Annotated in this window: 6 protein-coding genes; 3 read left to right on the forward strand and 3 right to left on the reverse strand. The window is 74.1% G+C overall.

The window, feature by feature from the left end:
- Positions 1-135 precede the first annotated feature (135 nt).
- Positions 136-19,188: a non-ribosomal peptide synthetase gene (locus IE265_RS03685; RefSeq protein ID WP_229916012.1), complete on the reverse strand. Its 19,053-nt coding sequence runs from the start codon at positions 19,186-19,188 to the stop codon at positions 136-138.
- 166 nt (positions 19,189-19,354) lie between these two features.
- Between IE265_RS03685 and IE265_RS03690 the strand changes: the two genes are divergently transcribed.
- The 3 genes from IE265_RS03690 to IE265_RS03700 all read left to right on the forward strand — a co-directional run bounded on the left by IE265_RS03690 (position 19,355) and on the right by IE265_RS03700 (position 22,477).
- The gene (locus IE265_RS03690; protein ID WP_229916013.1) at positions 19,355-20,398 is read left to right on the forward strand and encodes a FecCD family ABC transporter permease; all 1,044 of its coding nucleotides are present in this window, start codon (positions 19,355-19,357) and stop codon (positions 20,396-20,398) included.
- A 110-nt stretch (positions 20,399-20,508) separates the two neighbouring features.
- Complete coding sequence (locus tag IE265_RS03695; RefSeq protein WP_229916034.1) at positions 20,509-21,522, forward strand: FecCD family ABC transporter permease; 1,014 nt, start codon at positions 20,509-20,511, stop codon at positions 21,520-21,522.
- Between the two features lie 4 nt (positions 21,523-21,526).
- Positions 21,527-22,477 carry an ABC transporter ATP-binding protein gene (locus tag IE265_RS03700; RefSeq protein ID WP_190033851.1) on the forward strand — a complete coding sequence of 317 codons (951 nt, stop codon included), beginning with the start codon at positions 21,527-21,529 and terminating at the stop codon, positions 22,475-22,477.
- A 401-nt stretch (positions 22,478-22,878) separates the two neighbouring features.
- On the opposite strand, the gene argB is transcribed toward IE265_RS03700, so the two are convergent.
- Positions 22,879-23,688: an acetylglutamate kinase gene (gene argB / locus IE265_RS03705; protein ID WP_268255781.1), complete on the reverse strand. Its 810-nt coding sequence runs from the start codon at positions 23,686-23,688 to the stop codon at positions 22,879-22,881.
- A gap of 71 nt (positions 23,689-23,759) precedes the next feature.
- Complete coding sequence (locus IE265_RS03710; RefSeq protein ID WP_190033852.1) at positions 23,760-24,707, reverse strand: methionyl-tRNA formyltransferase; 948 nt, start codon at positions 24,705-24,707, stop codon at positions 23,760-23,762.
- Positions 24,708-24,730: the final 23 nt, after the last annotated feature.

The following is a 24,730-nucleotide window of genomic DNA, read 5'->3' on the forward strand; positions in this document are numbered from 1 at the left end:
TCCTCCGCCTCTGCAGTGCCGTATGGGGGTGGTCGGGGCCGGCGCCGGGAGCGCCGGCCGGGCCGTCGGGGTCGTCGGGGGTGTCGGTGTCGCGGTGTCGTCGGTGTCGTTCGGGGAGTCCTGCTTCGTTCCGGGTCACGCCGATCCGGACGGCTCCTCCCGGTCGCGTGACGCGGCGCGCGCGACCAGGGCCCTGAGCGCGCGGAACCAGGTCTCGGCGAGGTCCCGGACCGCCTCCTCGGCCAGGACCGCGCCGGGCCAGGACCAGTGTGCGGCCAGCACCGGGCCGTCGGCCCGGTCCTCGGTCACGACGTTGATCCCGAGTGCGTGGCCCTCGCGCATCCCCGGCTCGGAGCCGATGTCCGCCACGTCCTCCTCGGGCGCGTACGACCAGTCCGTGGCTTCCGGGATGCCGAACCGGCCGAGGTAGTTGAACTCGATCGGCGGTGTCGCGTGGGCCGCGAGGACCGGCGCGGTCCGCGGGTTGAGGTGGCGGAGCATTCCGTAGCCGGTGCCGTTCGCCGGCAGCACGGCGAGGTGGCCGCGGATGCGCCCGAGTGCCGCCTCCACGGCGGGGCCGCCGTCCAGGGCCTCGTCCAGGTCCACGGGGCCCGGGTCGAGGAGGACGGGGAAGACGCTGGTGAACCAGCCGACCGTGCGCGACAGGTCGGCGTCCTCGGTCAGTTCCTCGTCACGGCCGTGGCTCTCGAGGTCGACCAGGACGGGACCGCCGGGGCCGTCGTCGTGGCGCCGGCGCCAGTCGGCGACGGCGAGTCCCAGGGCCGTGAGCAGGACGTCGTTGACGTTGGCCGAGAAGGCGGTGGGCACCGCCGACAGCAGCGGCCCCGTGTGTTCGGCGGGGAGCCGCAGCTCCATCTCCCGCACGGTGGCGGTGGTGTCGCGTTCCGGGTCGAGCGGGCTGCTCAGCGGAAGGGGCGCGGCGCCTTCCAGCACAGCGGTCCAGAAGGGCAGTTCCGCCTCGCGCGCCGGGTCCTGGGCGAGTTCGTCGAGCCTGCGCGCCCAGGTGCGGAACGACGTCTCGACGGGGGCGAGTTCGGCGGGGCGCCCGGCCCGGACGGCGCGCCAGGCCGTCTCCAGGTCGGGCAGCAGGACCCGCCAGGACACGCCGTCGGTGACGAGGTGGTGGGCCATCAGCAGCAGCCGTCCGGGCTCCGTGCCCGCGTCGAACCACACGGCCCGCACCATGGTGCCGGCCTCCGGGTCCAGTGCCGCGCGGGCCCGGTGGGCGTGGTCCGAGACCGCCGTACGCAGCGCGTCGGCGTCGAGTCCGGCCACGTCGACCCGTTCGATCCAGGTCTCGGGGTCGACCGAGCCGGCGGGCGGCACGTGCACGCTCCAGTGCTCCGCCCCGCGTTCGGACCGGGAGTCGCGGCCCGCGTCGGCGGTGCCCTCCCCGTGCTCCTCGGAGGCTGCCGCCCCGGTCCTCACGAGGGTGCCGCGCAGCATGGCGTGCCGGTCCGCGAGCGCCCGCAGGACGGCCGCGAGCCCGGGCCGTTCCAGGGCGGCGGGCGTCCGGACCAGGGCCGACTGGTGGTAGCCCGTGAACGGGCCGCCGAGTTCACGCAGCCAGTGCATGACCGGTGTCAGCGGCACGACGCCCGTGCCCTCGTCCGCCGTGCGCGCGTCGGCCGCGCCGGTGGCGGTCGCGACGTCCGCGAGGCCGGCCACCGTGCGGTGCCGCAGGACGAGGCGCGGGGTGATCCTGACGCCTGCCGCGCGGGCCCGGCTGACGAGCTGCATCGCCATGATGCTGTCGCCGCCGAGGGCGAAGAAGTCGTCGTCGACTCCGACTTCGTCCAGGCCGAGGACGTCGGCGAAGACACCGCACAGCGTCCTCTCCAGTTCGGTTCCCGGGGCCCGCCCGGTGGACAGGGCCGCGAAGTCCGGTGCGGGCAGGGCCGCTCGGTCCAGCTTGCCGTTGGCGAGCTCCGGGAGCCGGTCCAGGAGGACGACCGCGGCGGGGACCATGTGGTCGGGCAGCCGGCCCGCGACATGGCCGCGCAGCCTGCCGGGGTCGGGCTGCGCACCGGGCGCCGGGACGACGTACGCCACCAGCAGCTTGCGTACACCTTCTTGACGTACCGTCACCAGAGCCTGTGCGACGTCCTGGTGGGCGGTGAGCACGGACTCGATCTCGCCGGGCTCGATCCGGAAGCCGCGGATCTTGACCTGGTCGTCGGCACGGCCGAGGTAGTCGAGCCGTCCGTCCGGCGTCCAGCGGGCCAGGTCGCCGGTCCGGTACAGGCGCGAGCCCGGCCCGCCGAACGGGTCGGCGACGAAGCGCTCGGCGGTCAGGGCCGGCCGGCCCAGGTAGCCGCGGGCGAGTCCGCCGCCGGCCAGGTACAGCTCGCCGGTGACCCCGGGCGGCACGGGCTGGAGGCGGTCGTCGAGGACGTAGGCCCGGGTGCCCGCCACGGGGCGTCCCACGAGGGGCCGTTCGCTGTCGCGCACGCGTGCCACGAGGGCGTCGACGGTGGACTCGGTGGGCCCGTACAGGTTGAACGCCTCGGTGCCGCGCAGGTTCCCGAGCCGCTCCCACAGGGCGGCGGGGACGGCCTCGCCGCCGACGCCGACGACCGCGAGCGGGCAGGTCCCGTCGTCGCGGACGAGTCCGGTCCCGGCCATCTGCGCGAAGAACGAGGGCGTGACCTCCAGGAAGTCGAAGCCGTGCTCGACGACGGCCGCCGCGAGCAGGTCGGGGTCTCGGCGGGTCTCGTCGGACACCACGTGGACGCAGTGTCCGTCGAGCAGCCACAACTGCGGTTGCCAGGAGGCGTCGAAGGAGAACGCCCAGGCGTGCCCGGCGCGCAGCCTGCTGCGGCCGGTGATCGCCTTGGCGGGCTCGTACAGCGTCTCGCGGTGGCTGTGGAAGAGGTTTCCGACGCTCTCGTGGGTGACCACGACGCCCTTGGGGCGGCCGGTGGATCCCGAGGTGTAGATGACGTACGCGGGGTGCCGCGGGGTCAGGGGCGCGATCCGGTCGGTGTCGAGGAGGTCGCCCGCGTCCTCGGCCGCGAGCAGTTCGGCGGTACGGGGGGCGTCGAGTTCGAGCACCGGCGGCCCGTCCGGGGGCAGCAGGGGCGCGATCCGGCCGGTGGTGAGGGTCAGGACGGGCCCGGCGTCGGCGAGGGTGTCGGCCAGGTGGCCGGCCGGGGCGTCCGGGTCGAGCGGCAGGTAGGCGGCGCCCGCCTTGTGGACCGCGAGGACGGCCAGCAGCGTGCGGGCGCTGCGGGGCAGGGCCAGCGCCACCAGGGTCTCGGGGCCCGCCCCGTGCGCGACGAGGACGCGGGCGAGCCGGTTGGCCTCGGCGTTGAGCTGGGCGAACGTGAGCCGGACGCCGTCGGAGGCGACGGCCGGGGCGTCCGGTGCGAGCGCGGCCTGCCGTTCGAAGAGTGCCGGGACGGTGGTCGGTGCGGCGGGCAGGGGGCGCGCGTTCCACTCGGTCAGGATGCGCCGGCGTTCGGCGTCTCCGAGCACGTCGATGCGGCTGATCGGGGCGTCGGGTTCCGCCACCACGGCCCGCAGCAGCCGGACGAGGCGCCCGGCGATCGCCTCGGCGGTCGCGTGGTCGAAGAGGTCTGTGCTGTACTCCAGCACTCCGTCGACCCCGCCGTCGCCGCCGTCGCCGCCGTCCTGTTCCACGAAGTCGAAGGACAGGTCGAACTTGGCGCCGGCCGCGCCGACCTCCTCCCGCCGCGGACGGAGTCCGGCGAGGCCGGGCCCGTCACCGCCGGCGGCCAGGTACACGACCATGACCTGGAACAGCGGGTGCCTGGACAGTGAGCGGGCGGGGCTGAGCGCGTCCACGACACGTTCGAACGGCACGTCCTGGTGGTCGAAGGCCGCCAGGTCGGTCTCCCGCACCCGGGACAGCAGTTCGCGGAACGCCGGGTCGCCCGAGGTGTCGGTGCGCAGCACCAGGGTGTTGAGGAAGAACCCGACCAGGTCCTCCAGCGCCTCCTCGGTCCGCCCGGAGATCGGGCTGCCGAGCGGGATGTCGGTGCCGGCTCCCAGCCTGGTGAGGAGTGCGGCCACCGCGGCCTGGACGACCATGAACATGCTGACGTTGCCCGAGCGGGCCAGTTCGCGCAGCCCCGCCGTCAGCGCGGGGTCCAGGGCCATGTCGACGACGCCGCCCCGGTAGCTGGCCTCCAGCGGCCTCGACCGGTCTGCCGGCAGTCCGAGTTCCTCGGGCAGTCCGGCCAGCGTCCGCTTCCAGAAGTCGAGTTGGCCGAAGGCCAGGCTCCCCGGGTCCTTCTCGTCGCCGAGCAGGGCCCGCTGCCACAGGCTGTAGTCGGCGTACTGGACGGGCAGCGGCTCCCGGTCGGGCGCACGGCCCGCCGCGCGGGCCTCGTAGGCGGCGGCGAGGTCGCGGGTGAGCGGCTCGTCGGACCACTCGTCGCCCGCGATGTGGTGGAGCAGGAGCAGCAGGACGTGCTCGTCCTCGGCGGCGCGGAAGAGGTGCGCGCGCAGGGGCACCTCCCGGTCGAGCTCGAAGCCGTACTCCGCGGCCTCGGTGAGCATCCGGCCGAGTTCCGCCTCGTCGGGGGCGTCGGCGGTGCGCAGTTCGACGCGGGCCTGTTCGGGGGCGAGGATCCGCTGGTGGGCGCGGCCGTCCTCCTCGGGGAAGACGGTGCGCAGCGGTTCGTGCCGGGCGACCAGGTCGTCGACGGCCCGTTGCAGCGCGTCGGCGTCGAGCCGCCCGGTCAGCCGCCAGGCGAGCGGGATGTTGTACGTGGGGCTGGGGCCCTCCACCCGGTACAGCACCCACAGGCGCTGCTGGGCGAAGGAGAGCGGCAGCCGCTCCGGGCGCTCGACGGGGGCGAGGACGGGCGGTTCGGGCCGCTCGGTGGCGGCCTCCCCGGTCCCGTCCCTGAGCCGCTCCGCGAGCCGGGCGACCGTGGGCGCCTCGAACACCGCGCGCAGCGACACCTCGGTGGTGAGTACGGCACGGATGCGGGCGGCCAGTCGCATCGCGACGAGGGAGTGGCCGCCGAGGGCGAAGAAGTCGTCGTCGACACCGACGTGTTCGAGCCCCAGGACGTCCGCGAACAGGCCGCAGAGGATCTCCTCGCGGGCGGTGCGCGGCGGCCGTCCCGAGACGCCCGCCGTGAAGTCGGGGGCGGGCAGGGCGGACTGGTCGAGCTTGCCCGCGACGGTGCGCGGCAGCGCGTCGAGGACGACGAGGGCGGCCGGCACCATGTGCTCGGGCAGTGCGCCCGCCACGTGGGCGCGCAGGGCGGCCGGGTCGGGCTCGCGCCCGGGGGCCGGGACGACGTAGGCGACGAGCTGCCGGACTCCCGGTGTGTCCTCGCGTACGACGACGGCGGTCGCGGAGACGTCCGGGTGGCCGGTGACGACGGCCTCGACCTCGCCCGACTCGATGCGGAAGCCGCGCAGTTTGACCTGGTCGTCGGTGCGGCCGAGGAATTCGAGGGTGCCGTCGGCCCGTCGGCGCACGAGGTCGCCGGTGCGGTACATCCGCTCACCGGGGCGTCCGTGGGGGTCCGCCACGAAGCGTCCGGCGGTGAGCGCCGGGCGGTCCAGGTAGCCCCGGGCGAGGCCCTCGCCCGCCAGGTACAGCTCGCCGGGCACGCCGACGGGGGTCGGGCGAAGCCGTCCGTCGAGGACGTGGGCACGGGTGTTGTCGAGCGGGGCGGCCCAGGGGTCCTGTCCGGTGTCGCCGCCGTGCCAGCCGTAGGCGTCGACGGCGCACTCCGTGGGCCCGTACAGGTCGTGAACGGCCGTGCCGGGGAGGGCGCAGAGGCGCTGCCAGAGCTGCGGCGGCGTGGCCTCACCGCCGACCGCGACGACGGCGGGGACACGGCTGCCGGGCGCGAGGAAGCCGTGGTGCAGCAACTCGCGCAGGTAGGTGGGGGTGAGGTCGACGAAGTCGATGCCCGCGTCGTCGAGGTGGGCCAGCAGCGCGGCCGGGTCCATCATGGTGGCCTCGTCGACCACGTGCAGTTCGTGGCCCGCGAGCAGCCAGATGAACGGCTCCCAGGAACCGTCGAAGCTGAACGAGGCGGCGTGCACGGCGCGCAGGACGTCCCGCCCGGTGTCCCGGACGGCGGGTTCCATCACGTCGCGCAGGTGCGCGGCGTGGAGGTTGCCCAGGCCCCGGTGCGTGCCGATCACACCCTTGGGCCGTCCGGTGGAGCCCGAGGTGTATATGACGTAGGCGGCGGACCGCGCGTGCGGGGTGACCGGTTCGGCCGGCGGGGCCGCGGGCAGCGGCCCGTCCAGGAGGAGACGTGTCACGCCGGGTGCGGCCGGCAGCCGCTCAGCGAGGGCGGAGGTGGTCAGCAGGCACACGGGTGCCGCGTCGGCGAGCATGAACTCCAGCCGGTCGGCCGGGTGTTCCGGGTCGAGCGGCAGGTAGGCCGCGCCCGCCGCGAGCACCGCGAGGATCGCCGGCACCATCTCGCGCCGGGGCAGGGCCAGGCCGACGACGGACTCCGGCGTCACGCCCTGCTGCCGCAGCAGGGCGGCGAGGGAGTCGACCCGGTCGGCGAGTTCGGCGAAGGTCAGCCGTACGCCGCCGGTGACGAGCGCGGTCCGGTCCGGGTGGGCGCGCGCGGTGTCGGCGAACACCTGGGGCACGGCACGGGTCTCGACGGGGTGGGCGGTGTCGTTCCACGCGCCGGTGGCGGCCTCGCGTTCGGCGGCGGTCAGGACGTCGATCGCGGCGAGCGGGGCGTCCGGAGCCGCGGCGGCCCGCCTCAGCAGCAGGACCAGGCGTTCGGCGAGGAGTTCGGCGGTGCCGGGGTCGACGAGGTCGGTGGCGTACTCGAGGAGCAGGACGATCCGGCCGCTCTGCTCGCCCTCGTCGACGAAGGTGAAGTCGAGGTCGAACTTGGCGGTGCCGGTGTCGGTGTCGGACCACTCGGTGGGCAGGCCCAGCAGGTCCGGGTCGCCGTCGGGGCGGTAGTGGTAGCCCAGCATGACCTGGAACAGCGGGTTGCGGCCCGCCACGCGGGGCGGGTTGAGCGCCTCCACCACCCGGTCGAAGGGGAGGTCCTGGTGCTCGAAGGCGGCGAGCGACGACTCCCTCACCCGGTCGAGGAGTTCACGGAAGGTGGGCTCGCCCGTCAGGTCGGTGCGCAGCACGAGGGTGTTGACGAAGAAGCCGACGAGGTCGTCGAGTCCGCTGTCGGTGCGGCCCGCGATGGGCGCGCCGAGCGGGATGTCCTCGCCCGCGCCCAGCCGGTGCAGCAGGGCCGCCGTGGCGGCCTGGAGCAGCATGAACATGCTGGTGCCGGTGGCGCCGGACAGTTCGCGCAGCGCGAGGGCCAGTTCGGCGGGCACCTCGTGGCGCACGGTGCCGCCTCGCCCGGTGGGCTCGGCGGGACGGGGCCGGTCCAGGGGCAGTGTCAGGGCCTCCGGCAGGTCGCGCAGCACGTCGGTCCAGTGGGCGAGTTGTGCGTCGCCGACCTCCGCGAGCAGTCGTTCCTGCCACAGCGTGTAGTCGGCGTACTGCACCGGCAGCGGGGCCCAGTCCGGTGCCGCGCCCGCCGTGCGCGCCGCGTACGCGGTGTTGAGGTCGGCGAGGAACGGCCGGTCGGACCACTCGTCGGTGGTGATGTGGTGGAGCACGACCGCCACCACGTGGTCGGCCGGTCCGATCCGGAACACCTCGCAGCGCAGGGGCAGTTCCCGGCCGAGGTCGAAGGGGCGGCGGCGGGCGGCCTCGATCGGGCCGTCCAGCGCGTCCTCGGCGCAGTCCGTGACGGTGACCTCGGGTTCGGCCTCGTCCACGGGGACGACGTACTGGTACGGCTCTCCCTCGTGCTCGCGGAACACCGTGCGCAGGGACTCGTGCCGGGCAGCCACGTCCCGCAGTGCGGCCCGCAGGGCGTCGGTGTCGAGAGCGCCGCGGAGCCGGACGACGAGCGGGAAGTTGTAGGCGACCCCGCTGCCGGTGATCCGTTCGACCAGCCACAGGCGGCGCTGGGCCGCGGACAGGGGGACGCGTTCGGGCCGTGCGGCGGGGGCGACGGCGGGGCGGGCCGGACGCCCGGAGTCCGCGCGGGCCGCCAGGAGTTCGGGCGTGGGCGCCTCGAAGAGGTCGCGGATCGCCAGTTCGGCGCCGAGTTCGGTCCGGGCGCGGCTGATCAGCCGGGTGGCGAGCAGCGAGTGCCCGCCGAGGTCGAAGAAGGCGTCCTCGGCGCCGACTTCGGGCAGTCCCAGGACCTCGGCGAACAGCCGGCAGAGCACCTCCTCCTGCGGGGTGCGCGGTCCGCGGCCGGTGCCGAGCGCGACGGCGGGCTCGGCCTCGGGCAGGGCGCGGACGTCCAGCTTGCCGTTGTCGTTCATGGGCAGCCGGTCGAGGGTGACGAACGCCGCGGGGACCATGTAGTCGGGCAGTTGCTGCTTCAGGTCGTCGCGCAGCCGCCGGATCAGGCTGTTGGCTCCGCGTGCCACGGTGGGTTCGTTGGCGTACGGGGCCTCGCCGCCGCCCGGGAGGTAGAGGCCGGCGGTGCGGCCGGGGGTCCGCTCTCCGTCGGTGGCGGGCAGGAACACGGCGTCGTAGGTGCCCGGTTCGCGGGACCAGGTCGTCAGGACGGGGTGCCCGAGCGCGCGCAGCGACTCGGGGTCCACTCCGCCGGGTGCTGCGACGCGGGCGTCGGGGATGCCGCTGAGGCGCACGGGTGCCGTGCGGGCGACCTCCGCCGGGTCCAGGCCGGCGGTGAAGGCGACCACGGGCACGTCGTCGAGGCGCAGTGCCGGCTCGCCCGCGTACAGGACCACGTCGTAGCGGTGGCGGGTGAGTTCGTTGTGGTGCCGGGCGCGCTTGGTGCGCAGGTCGACGCCGTGGCCGAGCGTGGTGAAGTAGTCCGGGTCGACGAGGAGTTCCTTCTCCAGGCGCAGGCCGCGTTCGACGGACCGCTCCAGGCACTCCCCCGTGATGCCCTTGGCCTGCTGGATCTCGGTCTGGAAGGTGCGGGCGAGCCGCAGGTTCCGCACATCGCCCACGAACAGCGCGCCGCCGGGGGCGAGGAGCGCCATGGCGCCCTCGATCACCGAGGTGAGGTAGTCGATGCTGGGGAAGTACTGGATGACGGAGTTGATGACGATCGTGTCGAAGTAGCCGTCGCCCGGGAGTCCGGAGAGGTCGTCGGCGGGCTGGGCCCGGAGTGTGACCCTGGCGGCGAGTTCCGGGTCGCGGCGCAGTTCCTCGCCGATCTTGCGGATGACGGGGGCGGCGAAGTCGGTGGCCCAGTAGGCCTCGGCGTCGGGGGCCAGCCGGGACAGGAGCAGGCCGGAGCCGACGCCGATCTCCAGGATGCGGCGGGGCGCCAGCGAGCGGATCCGCTCGACGGTGGCGGCCCTCCACTCGTGCATGTGGTCGAAGGGGATCGGCTGCCCGTCGTAGGAGGAGTCCCAGCCCGCGTAGTCCTCGGTGAAGACCGCGGTGCTGATCTCCTCGTACTCGTCGGAGTAGATCTCCTGCCATTCGCCGACCTGGTCGCGTTCGGCGTCGTAGCGGTCCGGGCCCGTGAGCCGGGCCGGGACGACATAGCCGACGAGCCGCTCGTCGCGGACGACGACGGCCGCGTGCGCGACCTGCGGGTGCCGGGAGAGCGCGGTCTCGATCTCGCCGAGTTCCACGCGGTAGCCGCGGATCTTGACCTGGTCGTCGGTGCGGCCGAGGAAGTCCAGGTTGCCGTCGGGGTTGCGGCGTACGAGGTCACCGGTGCGGTACATGCGCTCGCCGGGTTCGCCGAAGGGGTCGGCGACGAAGCGTTCGGCGGTCAGGCCGGCCCGGTCGAGGTAGCCGCGGGCCAGGCCGATGCCCGCGATGTACAGCTCGCCCGGTACGCCCTCGGGCACCGGCCGCAGCCAGGCGTCCAGGATGTGGGCGCGGGTCCCGCGGATCGGACGTCCGACGGTCGGGGTGGCGCTGTCCAGGGTGCCGCCGCCGAGCGTGTTGATGGTGTACTCGGTCGGCCCGTAGAGGTTGTAGCCGTAGGTGCCCTCGGTGTCGCGGAGCCGGTTCCACACCGTCTCCGAGACGGCCTCGCCGCCGAGCAGCACCAGCGGCGGCCGGTGGCCCTCCAGCAGGCCCTGCTCGATGAGCAGATGGGCGTACGTGGGCGTCACGTTGACCACGTCGACGCGGTGGCGCTCGCAGTAGGCGACCAGGGCCTCGGCGTCGCGCCGCAGCTCCTCGTCGCAGATGTGCACCTCGTGGCCCTCGACGAGCCAGAGCAGCTCCTCCCAGGACATGTCGAAGGCGAACGAGACGGTGTGCGCGATCCTCAACCGGCGACCGCCCGCCGAGGCGATGGCCGGTTCGAAGATCTCCCGCTGGTGGTTGAGCTGCATGTTGGTCAGACCCCGGTACGGGGTGACGACGCCCTTGGGGCGGCCGGTGGAACCGGAGGTGTAGATGACGTACGCGGGGTGCTCCAGGCTGAAGACGCGCCGCTCCAGGTCGCCCGGCAGGGCCGCCAGTTCGGCGGTGACGGCCGGGTCGTCCAGCAGGACGCGGGGGGTGTCCGCGGTCAGCCGCGCGGAGACGGCGGCGGTGGACAGCAGCAGCGTGGGCCGGGCGTCCTCCAGCATCGCCACGAGCCGGTCGTCGGGGTAGTCGAGTTCCAGCGGCAGGTAGGCGGCACCCGTGCGCAGGACGGCGAAGAGCGCGACGACCATGTCGAGCGTACGGGGCAGACCGAGCGCGACGACCCGCTCGGGTGCGGCACCCCGGGCGAGCAGCAGCCGCGCCATGCGGTTGATGCGGGTGTCGAGTTCGGCGTAGGTGAGGGTCTCGTCGCCGAAGACCAGCGCGGTGGTGTCGGGGGTGGCGCGCGCCTGGAGCGCGAGCAGGTCGGCGACGGTGTCCTCGGGGTCGGGCACCCGCCCGGCGGCCCTCTCCTCCTCCAGGGCCGCGTGCTCGGCCGGCAGGAGGTGGTCGAGGCGGCCCACGGGGGCGTCGAGGTCGCCGGTCAGCCGCTCCAGGAGCAGCGTGAAGCGGTCCAGGAGTTCCTGGGCGCGCGGGCGGGCCACGACGTCGGCCCGGTGGGTCAGGGTGACCCGGATGCCGCGTCCGGGCGTCACGACGAGGTTGACGGGGTAGTGCGTGGCGTCGACGTTGGCGACGGCGGTGGCGCCGTGCCGGTCGGCGAGGTCGGCGAGCCGCTCCTCGGTGTCGCTGTTGCGGAGCACGAAGAGGGTGTCGAACAGCCGTCGGTGCCCGGTCTCGGCCTGGAGCACGCCGAGTCCGAGGTATTCGTACGGCATGACGGCGAGCCGCTCGTCCTGGACGCGGCGCAGCAGGGCGAGGACGGGCTCGGCCGGGTCGTAGGCGATGCGGGCGGGGACCGTGTTGAGGAACATGCCGATGACGTGCTCGATGTCGGGCACCTCGCTCGGCCGGCCCGCGACGGTGGTGCCGAAGACGACGTCGGTGCGGCCGGTCGCGCCGGCCAGGGCGAGGCCCCAGGCGGCGTTGAGCACGGTGTTCAGGGTCAGTCCGTGCCGGCGGCCGATGCCCCGCAGCCGTTCGCCGACCGCCTCGGGGACGAGGGCTTCGAGGCTCTCGGGGATGTCGGGTTCGAGTCCCTGGTCCGCGGCGACGAGCAGGGTGGGCTCGTCGAGTCCGGTGAGCGCGGACCGCCAGGCGGCGGTGGCGACCGCCGTGTCCTGGGCCTCCAGCCAGGTGAGGTAGTCGCGGTAGGAGCCGGGCGGGGGCAGGCTGCCCGCGTCGCCGTCCGAGGCGTACAGGGCGAAGAGCTGGTCTAGGAAGAGCCACGCCGACCAGCCGTCCCACAGCAGGAGGTGGCGGCCGACGACCAGTCGGTCGCCGCGTTCGGCGCCGAGCCGGACGACCAGGATGCGGAACAGCAGCGGGCGGGCCAGGTCGAAGCGCCGCGAGCGTTCGGCGTCCGTCAACTCCCGGAGGCGCACGTCCTGTTCGGCGGGGGTGAGGCCGGACAGGTCGACCTCCTCCAGCGGGATCTCCGGGTCGCGGACGATGAACTGCACGGGTTGGCGCAGTCCTTCGCTGGTGAAGCCGGCGCGCAGGCTGGGGGTGCGCTCCAGGAGGACGCGCACGGCGGCCCGCAGACGGTCCGTGTCGAGCGGGGTCGCGATGTCGAACGACTCGTGGACGGTGTAGACGTCCAAGGTGCCGTCGTCGTACGTCGAGTGGAAGAACAGCCCTTCCTGGAGCGGGGCCAGCGGCCAGATGTCGTCGACCGGGCCGGGGCTCAGCCGGTGGACGCGCTCGGTCTCCTCGGCGGTGAGGCCGAAGTCGGAGCGCAGGGCCCGGGTCTCGGCGACCGGGGTGGCCGCGGCGGCCAGCGCGGCGGGGGTGCGGTGCTCGAACACGTCACGCGGGCTCAGGTCGAGTCCTGCCCGGCGGGCCCGGCTGGAGACGCCGATGGAGGTGATGCTGTCCCCGCCGAGCATGAAGAAGTCGTCGTCGATGCCGACCTCTTCGAGCTTCAGCACCGCGGCGAAGATCCCGGTGAGCGCGCGCTCGCGGTCGTCGCGCGGGGCGCGGGCCTCGGCACGTACCGCCTGCGGGGCGGGCAGCGCGGCCCGGTCGAGCTTGCCGCTGGGGGTCAGCGGCAGCGCGTCCAGGACGACGTACGCGTCGGGCACCATCGGGGCGGGCAGCGACGCGCCGAGCGCGGCCCGGAGGGCGGCGGGTTCCGGCCGCCCGGCGCCCGCCGGGACCACGTGGGCGACCAGGTGCCCGCCCATGACGGTGACGGCGGCCTGGGCCACGGACGGGTGGGCGGCCAACGCCGCCTCGATCTCGCCGGGTTCGACGCGGTTGCCGCGGATCTTGACCTGGCGGTCGGTGCGGCCGAGGTACTCGACCACCCCGTCGGCGCGGCGCCGCACGAGGTCGCCCGTGCGGTACATGCGCTCGCCCGCGCCGCCGTAGGGGTCGGCGACGAAGCGCTCCGCCGTCAGGCCGGGCCGGGCGTGGTAGCCGCGGGCGAGCTGGACGCCGGTCAGGTACAGCTCGCCGGGTACCCCTTCGGGCACCGGGCGCAGGCAGGAGTCCAGGACGCGCAGCCCGGTGTTCCACACCGGGCGCCCGATCGGCACGGTGGTGCCGGGTGTGCCGTCGTAGCGGTGGTACGTGACGTCGACGGCGGCCTCGGTGGGCCCGTAGAGGTTGTGCAGGGGCACCCCGGTGAGGTCGTGCCAGCGTGCGGCGGCCGCCGCGGGCAGGGCCTCGCCGCTGCTGAAGACGTGCCGCAGGGACGCCGCCCAGGCCGGGTCGGCGGTGATCTCCTCGGCCCGCAGGAAGGCTTCGAGCATCGACGGCACGAAGTGCAGTGCGGTGACGCGCTGTTCACGGATCAGTCCGGCCAGGTACGCGGGGTCCCGGTGGCCGTCCGGGCGGGCGAGCACCACCGCGGCGCCCTCGCGGAGCGCCCAGAAGAACTCCCAGACGCTGACGTCGAAGCTGGCCGGGGTCTTCTGGAGCACCCGGTCGGCGGGCGTCAGGCCGTACTCGCCCTGCATCCACGCCAGGCGGTTGGCGATCGCGCGGTGCGTGACGACGACGCCCTTGGGGCGGCCGGTGGAACCGGAGGTGTAGATGAGGTAGGCCGGGTCGTCCGGGCCCGCGGGGGCGGCCTCGACGCGCGCGGAGGTGGTGTGCTCGGCGTCCACGGCGGGCTCGGCGTCCGCGGCGTCCCCGTCGTGCTCGGCGTCCACGGCGGGCTCGGCCGGGTCGTCGAGGAGAAGCGCGGTGAGGCCGGGGACCTCGGGCAGCGCGGGCGCGGTGCGGGCCGTGGTGACGACGGTCGCCGCGCCGGAGTCGGAGAGCATGTGGGCCACCCGATCGGCCGGGTGGTCGACGTCGACGGGCAGGTAGGCGGCGCCGGACTTCAGCACGCCGAGCAGGGCGACCATCAGCTCGGCGGAACGCGGTACGGCGACCGCGACGACCCGGCCCGGCCGGGCTCCCGCCGAGCGCAGCCGCCGAGCGAGCTCCGCGGCGCGCGCGTCGAGCTGCGCGTAGGTGAGGGTCTCCCGTTCGTACACGACGGCCGTGGCGTCGGGCGTGCGCGCGGCGCTGGCCTCGAACGATCCCTGAAGCGTGGTCGCGGGCACGTCCCGCACCTCGCCCGCCGGGTGGGCGCCGGAGAGTTCGTCGGCCGAGAGCAGTTCCAGGGCGGCGGCGGGCCGTGCGGGGTCGGTGGCCAGTGCGTGCAGTATCCGGGTCAGGCGGTCCCCGATGCGCCGCACGGCCTCGGTGTCGAGCCGCTGCGCGTGGTGCTTGAGGCGCAGGTCGAGTCGCCGGCCCGGCTTGACGATGAGGGCGAGCGGGTAGTGCACGGCGTCGTGGAACGCGTGGCCCGTGATCCGTACCGCTCCCGAGGGGTCGGTGAGTCCGTCGGCGGCCGGGTAGTTCTCGAAGACGACCAGGGTGTCGAAGAGTTCGCCGCCGCCGGCGGGGCCCGCGAGGCGCTGGAGCTCGGAGAGGCCGAGGTGCTGGTGGTCCAGCAGCGCCGCCTGCTCGTCCTGGAGCCGGGCGACGAGGTCCGCGAGGGTGTCCGAGGGCTCCCAGCGGAAGCGGGTCGGCAGGGTGTTGATGAAGAGGCCGACCATCGACTCGATGCCCTCGACCTCGGCGTCGCGGCCGGAGACGGTGGTGCCGAACAGGACGTCCTGGCGTGCGGTCAGCCGTCCGACCAGCAGGCCCCAGGCGCTCTGCACGACCGTTCCCAGTGTCACGCCCAGTTCGCGGGCGCGGGCCGACAGGCGTGCGGTGACCTCCTCGGAGAGTTCGACGCGGACCTGGGCGGGAACGATGGGCGCGCCGGTGTCCTGCGGGCCGACGAGGCGGGTGGGCCCCTCCACCCCGGCCAGCGCGGTGCGCCAGGCCTCACGTGCGGCCTCGCGGTCCGCGGTGGCCAGTCGGCGCAGGAACCCGCGGTACGGGGCGACTTCGGGCAGCGGCTCGGGCGTACGGCCGTAGCAGGCCATGAGTTCGCGGTGCAGGACCGGCAGGGACCAGCCGTCGGCGACGATGTGATGGAACGTCAGCATCAGTCGGCTGCGGTCCCCGCCGAGGCGGACGAGGGCGCATCGCAGCAGCGGCGGCCTGGCGAGGTCGAAGCGGCGGGCCCGCTCCTCGCCCGCGACGGCGTCGGCGAGGCGCTCGATCCGCTCCCGCGGGTCGGAGGCGTCCGATGTGTCGGTGCGCGGCAGTTCCCCCGCGTCCGTGACCGTCAGGTCCAGTTCGCGCCAGGGCAGCTCCAGGCCGTCGGCGACGAGCTGCACCGGGCGGCCGTCGGGGAGCGGGCGGAAGCAGGCGCGCAGCGGGGCGTGCCGTTCGAGGACCCGCTGGGCGGCCAGGCGCAGTGCCTCGCCGTCGACGGGGCCGGTGAGGTCCAGTGCCTGCTGCACGACGTAGGCGTCGCGGTCGGCGCCGTCCACGAGGGAGTGGAAGTAGAAGCCCTCCTGGAGCGGGCTCAGCGGCAGCGCTTCGCGGACGGCGACCGGGTGCTCGCCCCCGAGGCCGTCGAGTTGGGCCTCGGTGAGGGCGAGGAGCGGGGTGTCGTCGCCGGAGCCGGGGGCCGCGTCGGCGCGCACCTCCGCCGCCTCGGCGAGCGCGGCGACCGTGCGGTGCCGGAAGACGTCGCGCGAGGTGAGGCGCAGTCCGGCCCTGCGGGCGTGGACGAGGAGCTGGATGGCGGTGATGCTGTCGCCGCCGAGGGCGAAGAAGTCGTCGTCGATGGTGGCCGAGCGCAGGCCGAGGACCTCGGCGTACGCGGCGCACAGCACCTCCTCGCGGGCGTCGCGCGGCGGGCGCCCGGAGCTGAGGGCCCCGTAGTCGGGCAGCGGCAGCGCGGCCCCGTCGAGCTTGCCGCTGGGGGTGACCGGGAGGCGGTCCAGGGGGACGACGGCGGACGGGACCATGTACTCGGGGAGGTACTCGCCCGCGTACGAACGCAGGGCCCTCATGAGGGAGTTCACGTCCCGGAAGGGGGCGGGGCGGTTCGCGTGCGCCACCGTGCCGCCGGGACGGTACGCGCCGGGGGCCGGGGTGTCCCCAATGCCGAACAGCACGTCGAGACCGCCGTCGTCGGCGGACCCGTTCCAGGTGACGACGGTCGTGAGGCCGTGGCGGGTGCCGAGCGCGTGCAGGACCTCCGGGTCCGGGGCGCCGGCGGCCGCGGCGGTGCGGCTGCTGTCGTCCAGGGCGGCGAGCGCGGCCAGGTCCTCGGTGAGGCGGCTGTTGGGCACACCGGTGACCCGCAGCGGCGTCGAGCGCTCGGAGAGGAGCGCGTCGAGGGTGTCCAGGGAGGCGGAGCCGTCCACGCCGTGCAGGTCGGACCAGGTGATCTCGTCACCGGCCGGCGGGCGCGGGGTGTCGGTGCGCCTGCTCAGGACGACGTCGTAGCGGTAGCGGGTCAGTTCGTTGTGGTGGCTTCCCCGCTTGATCCGGATGTCGGCGTCGAAGCCGTCCAGGGCCGTGAAGTAGTCGGGGTCGAGGAGCAGTTCGCCCTCCCAGGCCACCGAGCGCTCCACCGCCGCGCGCAGGGCCTGCTTGTCCTGCGGGTCGCCGGAGCGCCGGGTCTCGACGGCGGCGCGCAGGCAGCGCAGCAGCCGGGCGTTGCGGACGTCGCCGACGAACAGCCGTCCGCCGGGGGCCAGCAGCCGGGCGGCGCCCGCGACGACGTCGGTGAGGTAGTCGGCGCCGGGGAAGTACTGGGCGACGGAGTTGAGGACGACGGTGTCGAAGTACTCCGTGGGCAGCCCGGAGAGGTCGTGGGCGGGCCGGGCGCTCAGGTGCACCCGGTCGGCGAGGCCGGGTACCGCCGCGACCTGGGCGCGCAGGGCGCTCACGGCCTCCTCGGAGAGGTCGGTGCCCCAGTACGCCTCGCAGCCGGGGGCGATCCTGGAGAGGATCAGGCCGCTGCCGACGCCGATCTCCAGGACCCGGCGGGGTGCGAGTGCGCCGATGCGGGCGAGTGTGGCCTCGCGCCACTCCCGCATCTCCGCCACCGGGATGGGCAGGCCGTCGTACATGCTGTTCCAGCCGGCGAAGTTCTCGCGGAAGCCCTCGGCCTGGTCCCGGTGGCCCTCGGACCCCGCGGCCGCGTACAGCAGTTCGTGCAGGTCCTTCCACTCGCGGACCTGCTCGCCGAAGTCCTCGGCCGCGTCGAGGGAGGGGACGACGTAGGCGGCGAGCCGGCGGTCGCCCGGCCGGTCCTCGCGGACCACGACGGCGGCCTGCTCGACGGCGGGGTGGGCGCGGAGCACGGACTCGATCTCGCCGGGCTCGATGCGGAAGCCGCGGATCTTGACCTGGGAGTCGGCGCGGCCGAGGAACTCCAGGCGGCCGTCGGACTTCCAGCGCACCAGGTCGCCCGTACGGTACAGACGCTCGCCCGGCTCCCCGAAGGGGTCCGCGATGAAACGTTCCGCCGTGAGGTCCGGCCGTCCGAGGTAGCCGCGGGCCAGGCCCGCGCCGCCGAGGTGGAGTTCACCCGGCACGCCGACGGGCACGGGGCGCATCCGGGCATCGAGCACGTAGGCGCGGGTGCCCGGGTCGGGGACGCCGATGGGCACGACGGTGCCCGCCGGGGTGTCGGGGTCGCACAGGCCGAGCGTGGAGTTGGTGGTGGCCTCGGTCGGACCGTAGGCGTTGAACATCATCCGGCCGCGCGCGTACCGCCCGACCAGCTCGGGCGAGACCCGCTCGGTGCCGGCGAGGAGCGTGGCGGGCGGCAGTTCGACGTCCTCGGGCATCGCGGCGAGCAGGGCCGGCGGGAGGATCATGAAGGTGATGCCGTTGGCGTGGGCGTAGTCGGCCAGCGGGGCTCCGGGCACCCGGAGTTCGGCCGGGACGACCACGAGCCGCCCGCCCGACAGCAGCCCCAGGCACAGGTCCCAGAAGGCCACGTCGAAGCTCGGCGAGGCGAACTGGAGCACCCTGCTGTGCGGCCCGATCCCGAACCGCTCGGTCTGCGTGGCGACCAGTTTGGCGACGCCCGCGTGGGAGAGCACGACACCCTTGGGGCGACCGGTGGAGCCGGACGTGTAGATCACGTAGGCGGCGTTGGCGACCGTGAGCGGAACGGGCGGCGCCGACTCGGGTGCGCCGTCGGCCGGCTCCTCCGCGGTCGCCGGGTCGTCGAGCACCAGGACGTCCATGCCCGCGCGGGGCGGGATGTCCCCCGCGATCTCGGCAGTGGTGATCAGGCAGACGGGTCCCGCGTCGGCCAGCATGTAGGAGATGCGGTCGGCCGGGTAGTCGGTGTCCACGGGGAGGTAGGCGGCGCCCGACTTCAGTACGGCGACCTCGGCGACGATCAGCTCGGCCGACCGGGGCACGGCAAGCGCGACCACGCGCTCCGGTCCCGCCCCGCGCGCGACGAGGGCCCGGGCCAACCGGCCCGCGCGGTCGTCCAGTTCGGCGTAGGTCAGGCGGGTGTCGCCGAAGACCAGCGCGATCTCGTCGGGCCGCTGACGCACCTGGTCGGCGAACATCTCGGGCCAGGTCCGCAGCGGAACGGCGTGCCCGGTGTCGTTCCACTCCTCGAGGACGCGCCGGCGCTCCTCGGCGCCCAGCAGCTCCAGCTCCCCGACGGGGGTCTCCGGCCGGGCGATCCCGTCGGCCAGGAGCGTGGCGTAGTGGCCCGCCGTGCGCCGGGCCGTCTCCTCCTCGAACAGGTCCTGCCGGAAGGTCACCCGCACCTCGCCGTCACCGGCCTCACCGGCCTCGGCGCTGTCGACCTCGACAACGAGGTCGAGCGACTCCTCCCGCGCGGGGCCGAAGGCCGTGTTGAACAGCAGTCCTCCGCCGCGGGTGGGTTCCGGCCTCAACCGGGCCACCAGCTCGGCCGGTTCGACCGGGTGCGCTTCCGCCTCCGCGCACGCCTCGGCGACCCGCCGCACCAGTTCGGCGAACGGCGTGGAGCCGTCGAGGGCGACCCTGACGGGCAGCCCGCCGTGTCCGACGGTGATGTCCTGCCCGCCGCCGTAGCGGTGCAGCAGTGCCACGTGGGCCGCGAGGTGCGTCGCGCCGTCCGCCGTCGCCCCCAGGGCGCGGCGGACCGTCCGTGTCGCCGCACCGGGTGTGAGCGGGTACGGGAAGTCCACCGGCAGGACGGCCTCCTGGGGGAGGGGGTCGAGCCGTCGGCGCCAGTACGCCGTCGCGTCACCGCCGTCGTCGACACCGGACACACGTGTTTCGAAACCGGACACAGCTGACGTGCCTCCAGAGTGTGCGGAACCGGCAGAGCCGGAGGACCGCAGGTCATACTAAGGTAAGGATTACCTAACCAAAAGGCCCTGTCTCGGCGGACCTCGCGCTCCCCACTACGATTAAGGCCTGCCTAACCTAAGGGAGTTGGCCGTTGGAGACCGCAAGGTGACGGGCAAGCGAGTACGACCCGTCCTTCTCGTGACGCTGCTCGGTGCCGCACTGGCCGTGCTCTGCCTGCTCTCGCTGGCACTCGGAGCGGCGAACGTCCCCCCTGACCAGGTGCTCCGGGCCCTGGCCGGCGACGCGCCGAGCCGGTTCGTGGACAACGTCGTCTGGTCGGCACGCGTCCCGCGCACCGCGCTCGCCCTCACCGCCGGCGCCGCCCTCGGACTGTCCGGCGCGCTCATGCAGGCCCTGACCCGCAACCCCCTCGCCGACCCCGGAGTGCTGGGGGTCAGCGCGGGCGCGGCCTTCGCCATCGTGCTGGCCGTCGGAGTGCTCGGCATCAACTCCCTGTACGGATATGTCTGGTTCGCGTTCGCCGGCGCCCTCGTGGCCACCGTCGTCGTCTACCTGCTCGGCGGACTCGGCCGCTCCGGCATGACACCGGTGAAACTGGCGCTCGCGGGCGTGGCCGTCACCTCGCTGCTGTGGTCGTTCACCCAGGCCATCGTCCTGACCGACGTGGACGCGCTCGACCGCTACCGGTTCTGGTCCGCCGGGTCGCTCGCCGACACGGACGACGGAACGGTCTGGCGGGTCCTGCCCTTCCTCGCCGTCGGCGCGGTCCTGGCCCTGGCCTGCGCACCGGCCCTCAACAGCCTGGCGCTGGGCGACGACGTGGCGGCCTCCCTCGGCCGGCGCCTCGGCCTGGTGCGGCTCCAGGGCGTGGCCGCGATCACCCTGCTGACCGGGGCCGCGGTCGCGGTGATCGGCCCGGTCGTCTTCATCGGCCTGGTGGTCCCCCACGTCGCCCGCGTACTCGCCCAGGCGGCGGGGATCGGCCCCGACCAGCGCTGGCTGCTGCCGCTGTCCGCGGTGCTCGCGCCGATCCTGCTGATCGCCGCCGACATCCTCGGACGCCTCGTGGCCCGGCCCACCGAGATCCAGGCGGGCGTCCTCGTCGCGTTCATCGGCGGACCGTTCTTCATCGCCATGGTCCGCCGGCGCAACCTGGCGGAGGTGTGAGCGTGACGAACTCGACAAGTACGGACCATCCTCCGAAGTCCCCCCTCAAGTCGGGCCCCCGGAAGGGTGGTTCGGCGGGCACCGCCGGGTTCCGCACCTACCGGCTCGCCCTGCCGCCGGTCTCCGGGGTCCTCCGGCCCCGGCTGGCGGCTCTCTGCCTGCTGCTGTCCGCGGGCGTGTTCCTGCTGTTCTGCTGGGGTCTGTCCATCGGCGACTACCCGATCGGCTTCGCCGACGTCGTACGCGCCCTGACCGGCTCGGGCGACCCCGGCACCGTGCTCGTGGTGCAGGAACTGCGGCTGCCGCGCGCCCTGGTGGCGCTGCTTGCCGGGCTGGCCTTCGGCGTGTCCGGCGGGCTGTTCCAGACCATGACCCGCAACCCCCTGGCCAGCCCCGACATGATCGGCCTCACCCAGGGCGCCGGCACCGCGGTCGTGGCGGGCATCGTCCTGGGCTGGGACGGCGGGCTGGGCACCCAGGCCCTCGGCCTGCTCGGCGCGTTCGTCACGGCCGTGACCGTGTACCTGCTCGCCTGGCGGCGCGGCACCACCGGGTACCGCATCATCCTGGTCGGCATCGGCGTGGCGTGGATCTGCACGAGCGCCACCGACTACCTGGTGGCCAGGGCCGGCCGCTTCCAGGCACAGGCCTCCCTCGGCTGGCTCGTCGGCAACCTCAACGGCCGTACGTGGGACCAGGTGGGCCCGCTCGCCGCGGCCTTGGCGGTGCTGCTGCCGGCGGCACTGCTGCTCGGTCGGCTGCTGCGCACCCTGCAGCTCGGCGACGACGTCGCCACCGGCCTCGGCACCCGGGTGCAGCCCGTGCGCCTGGCCATCCTGCTCACCGGTGTCGGCCTGATCGCCTTCGCCACGGCGTCGGCGGGACCCGTCGCGTTCGTGGCGCTCGCCGCCCCGCAGATCGCCCAGCGGCTCGCGGGCACCGCCTGGCCGCCGACCCTCGCCTCAGGTCTGACCGGGGCCCTCGTCGTCCTGGGCAGCGACCTCATCGCCCGTACGCTCGTCTCCGGCATGGAACTGCCGGTCGGAATCGTCACCGGCGTGCTCGGCGCACCGGTCCTGCTCTGGCTGCTCGTCCGCGCCAACCGCGCGGGTTCAGGAGGTTGATCACATGTCGGCTGAACCCCTGTCGACCGGCCGTGTGTCGGACGCCGTCCCGTCCGAGGGACGCGCGCCGGCCGCCGACCCCGACCTGCGCGCGCACGGGCTGCGGCTCGCCTACGACAACCGGCTCGTCGTCGACGACCTGGACCTGGCCGTGCCGCCCGGCCGGATCACGGCCATCGTCGGCGCCAACGCGTGCGGCAAGTCGACCCTGCTGCGCGCCCTCGCCAGGCTGCTCGCGCCCCGAGAGGGGGCCGTCCACCTGGACGGCCGGGCCCTGCACTCCATCCCCAGCCGGGAGTTGGCCCAGCGGCTGGGCATCCTGCCGCAGAGCCCGGTCGCGCCCGAGGGGCTGACCGTGATCGACCTGGTCAATCGCGGCCGGTCACCGCACCAGACGTGGTGGCGCCAGTGGTCCAAGGCCGACGAACTGGCCGTTCACCGGGCGCTGGACGCCACCGACATGACCGATCTCGCGGACCGGCCCGTCGACGAACTGTCCGGCGGGCAGCGCCAGCGCGCGTGGATCGCGATGGCGGTCGCGCAGGGCACCCCCGTGCTGCTGCTCGACGAGCCGACGACGTATCTCGACCTGGCCCACCAGATCGACGTCCTGGACCTGATCACGGACCTCAACCGGCGCGAGAACCGGACGATCGTGATGGTGCTGCACGATCTCAACCAGGCCTGCCGGTACGCCGATCATGTCGTCGCGATGAAGTCCGGGCGGATCGTGGCGGAGGGGAGTCCTGAGGAGGTCATCACCGCCGGGACGGTGGAGGACGTCTTCGACCTGAGCTGCCGGATCGCGATGGATCCGGTCAGCGGGACTCCGCTCGTCATTCCGATGGGACGGCATCATGGTGGGGCTCCGCCGGTTCCGGGGGCGTCGGGGACTTCGGAGTCTCCTGGGTCACCTGGGTCTCCGCTGGAGGGGGCCGTGCGTACGGGGAAGTGAGGCGGGTGGCGTCTCTTTCAGGGGTGCCTTGCGTCGGCCTCCGGGGTGGGGCGCGCCACCCGTTCGCCTGCCGCGGGCCCTGGTGTCGTTGGCCGCCGGCCGGGGTTGCAGCGGGAGGGCGAGCCCTTGTGAAGCGCGCAGTTCCCCGCGCCCCCAAGACGGGCGTTGCCCTCCGACCGAGGTGGCAGCCTGCGGACAAACGCCCGCTGAGTGCGCCGTTCCCCGCGCCCCCAACAAGGGCGTTGCCCTCCGACCGACGTTGCAGCCTGCGGGCAAACGCCCGTTGAGCGCGCCGTTCCCCGCGCCCCCAAGACGGGCATGGCCTCCGGCCGGTGGGTGCCCGGGGCGGGTGGTGCCCGCCGGACGGCGCGGGGTGGGCGCGGGCGTCCGGCGGGGGCGGGTCAGTCCGGGACGATCGTCGTGCCGGTGCCGACCGCGCCGGTCAGACCGTCCAGCAGGGCGTGCGGCGCACGCCCGTCGAGCACCCTGACGGCGGCGACACCGGACCTGACGGCGCGCAGGCACGCCTCCATCTTGGGTCCCATGCCGCCGTCCAAACCCGGCAGCAGCCGCTCCAGTTCCCGCGCGCCGATCCGGGCGACGACCCGGTCGCTGCGCGGCCAGTCGGCGTACAGGCCCGCCACGTCGGTGAGGACCACCAGCGCCCGCGTTCCCAGCGCGGCGGCGAGCGCGCCCGCCGCCGTGTCGGCGTTGACGTTGTAGACCTGCCCGTCCTCACCGCGGCCGACCGACGAGACCACCGGGATGTGGCCGCTGTCCAGCAGGATGCGCACCACCGCGGTGTTGACCCGCGTCACGTCGCCGACCAGCCCGATGTCGACGCACTCGCCGCCCACCTCGGCGTACCGCTTGACGGCGGTCAGGGTGTGCCCGTCCTCGCCGCTCAGCCCGACCGCGTACGGCCCGTCCTCGTTGAGCAGCCCGACAAGCTCCTTCTGGACCTTGCCGGACAGCACCATCCGGACGACCTCCATGGTCTCCTCGGTGGTGACCCGCAGCCCCTGGAGGAAGCGGGACTTCAGGCCCAGCCGGTCCAGGTGCGCGCCGATCTGCGGTCCCCCGCCGTGCACCACGACCGGCCTGACTCCGGCGCGCCGCAGGGCGACGACGTCCTGCGCGAAGGCCCGCCGCAGTCCGTCGTCGGTCATGGCGTGACCGCCGTACTTGACGACGACCGTGGTGCCGCGCAGGGGTTCGAGCGCCGCGAGCCGGTCGTCGGCCGGCGCGGCGGGGGCGACCGGCTCGATCACGGCGGCGTCGCTCACGGACGGGCCGTCAGGTAGCCGCCCATCGTACGGAAGTAGTCGGTCGCCGCGAGTTCGGTGCCGTCCTCCGTGCGCACGCGCTTGACGACCAGGCCGGGCAGCCTGCCGTTGCGTGCCTGGGCGCCCGCGACGACCACGACACCGTCGCCCTCGCGGATGAAGATGCGGCCCGGGGTGCCGCCGTAACGGCCCTGCGACACCTCGGACTCGACGATCCTGATCCGTGCCCCGCGGTGGTGGGTGAAGGCGTTGGGGTACGGGTCGCACTGGGCGCGCACCAGCCGCTCGATGTCCTCGGCGGGCCAGGTCCAGTCGATCCGGCTGTCCTCCAGGGACCGCTTGTGGAAGAAGCTGGCCCTGCTGCGGTCCTGCGGTATCCAGCGGGCCCGGCCGGAGGCGATCAGGTCGAGCGACTCGTTCACCACGGGCCCGATCAGGTCGACCGTGCGGTGGAACAGGTCCGTGACCGTGTCCTTCGCGCCCACCGGCACGGCACGCTGCAGCAGCACGTCGCCCGCGTCCAGTTCGGCGTTCATCCGGTGTGCGGTGACCCCGACCTGGCGCTCGCCGTTGATGAGGGCCCAGATCAGCGGCGAGAAGCCCGCGTAGGCCGGCAGCAGCGAGTCGTGCACGTTGAGAGTGCCGTGCTGCGGGAGGTCGAAGACCTCCGGGGGCAGCACGGTCCGCCAGTTGTTGGCGACGATGAGGTCCGGCTCCACGTCCCGCAGGGCGGTGAGGAGTTCGGCGTCGTCGGGCCGGTTGCGCAGCAGCACCGGGACGTCGTGCTTCTCGGCCAGTTCGGCCACCGAGTCGTCCCAGATCTTCTCGTACACGTGGTCGCTCTTGGGGTGGGTCACCGCCATCACCACCTCGTGGTCGGACTCCAGCAGAGCCTGGAGCGTGCGATGCCCCCAGGTCTGATAGCCGAACATGACGACCCGCATAGTCGATCCTCTCCTAGGACACA

This window comes from Streptomyces fructofermentans (assembly GCF_014651055.1).
GTDB classification, from domain to species: Bacteria; Actinomycetota; Actinomycetes; order Streptomycetales; family Streptomycetaceae; genus Streptomyces; species Streptomyces fructofermentans.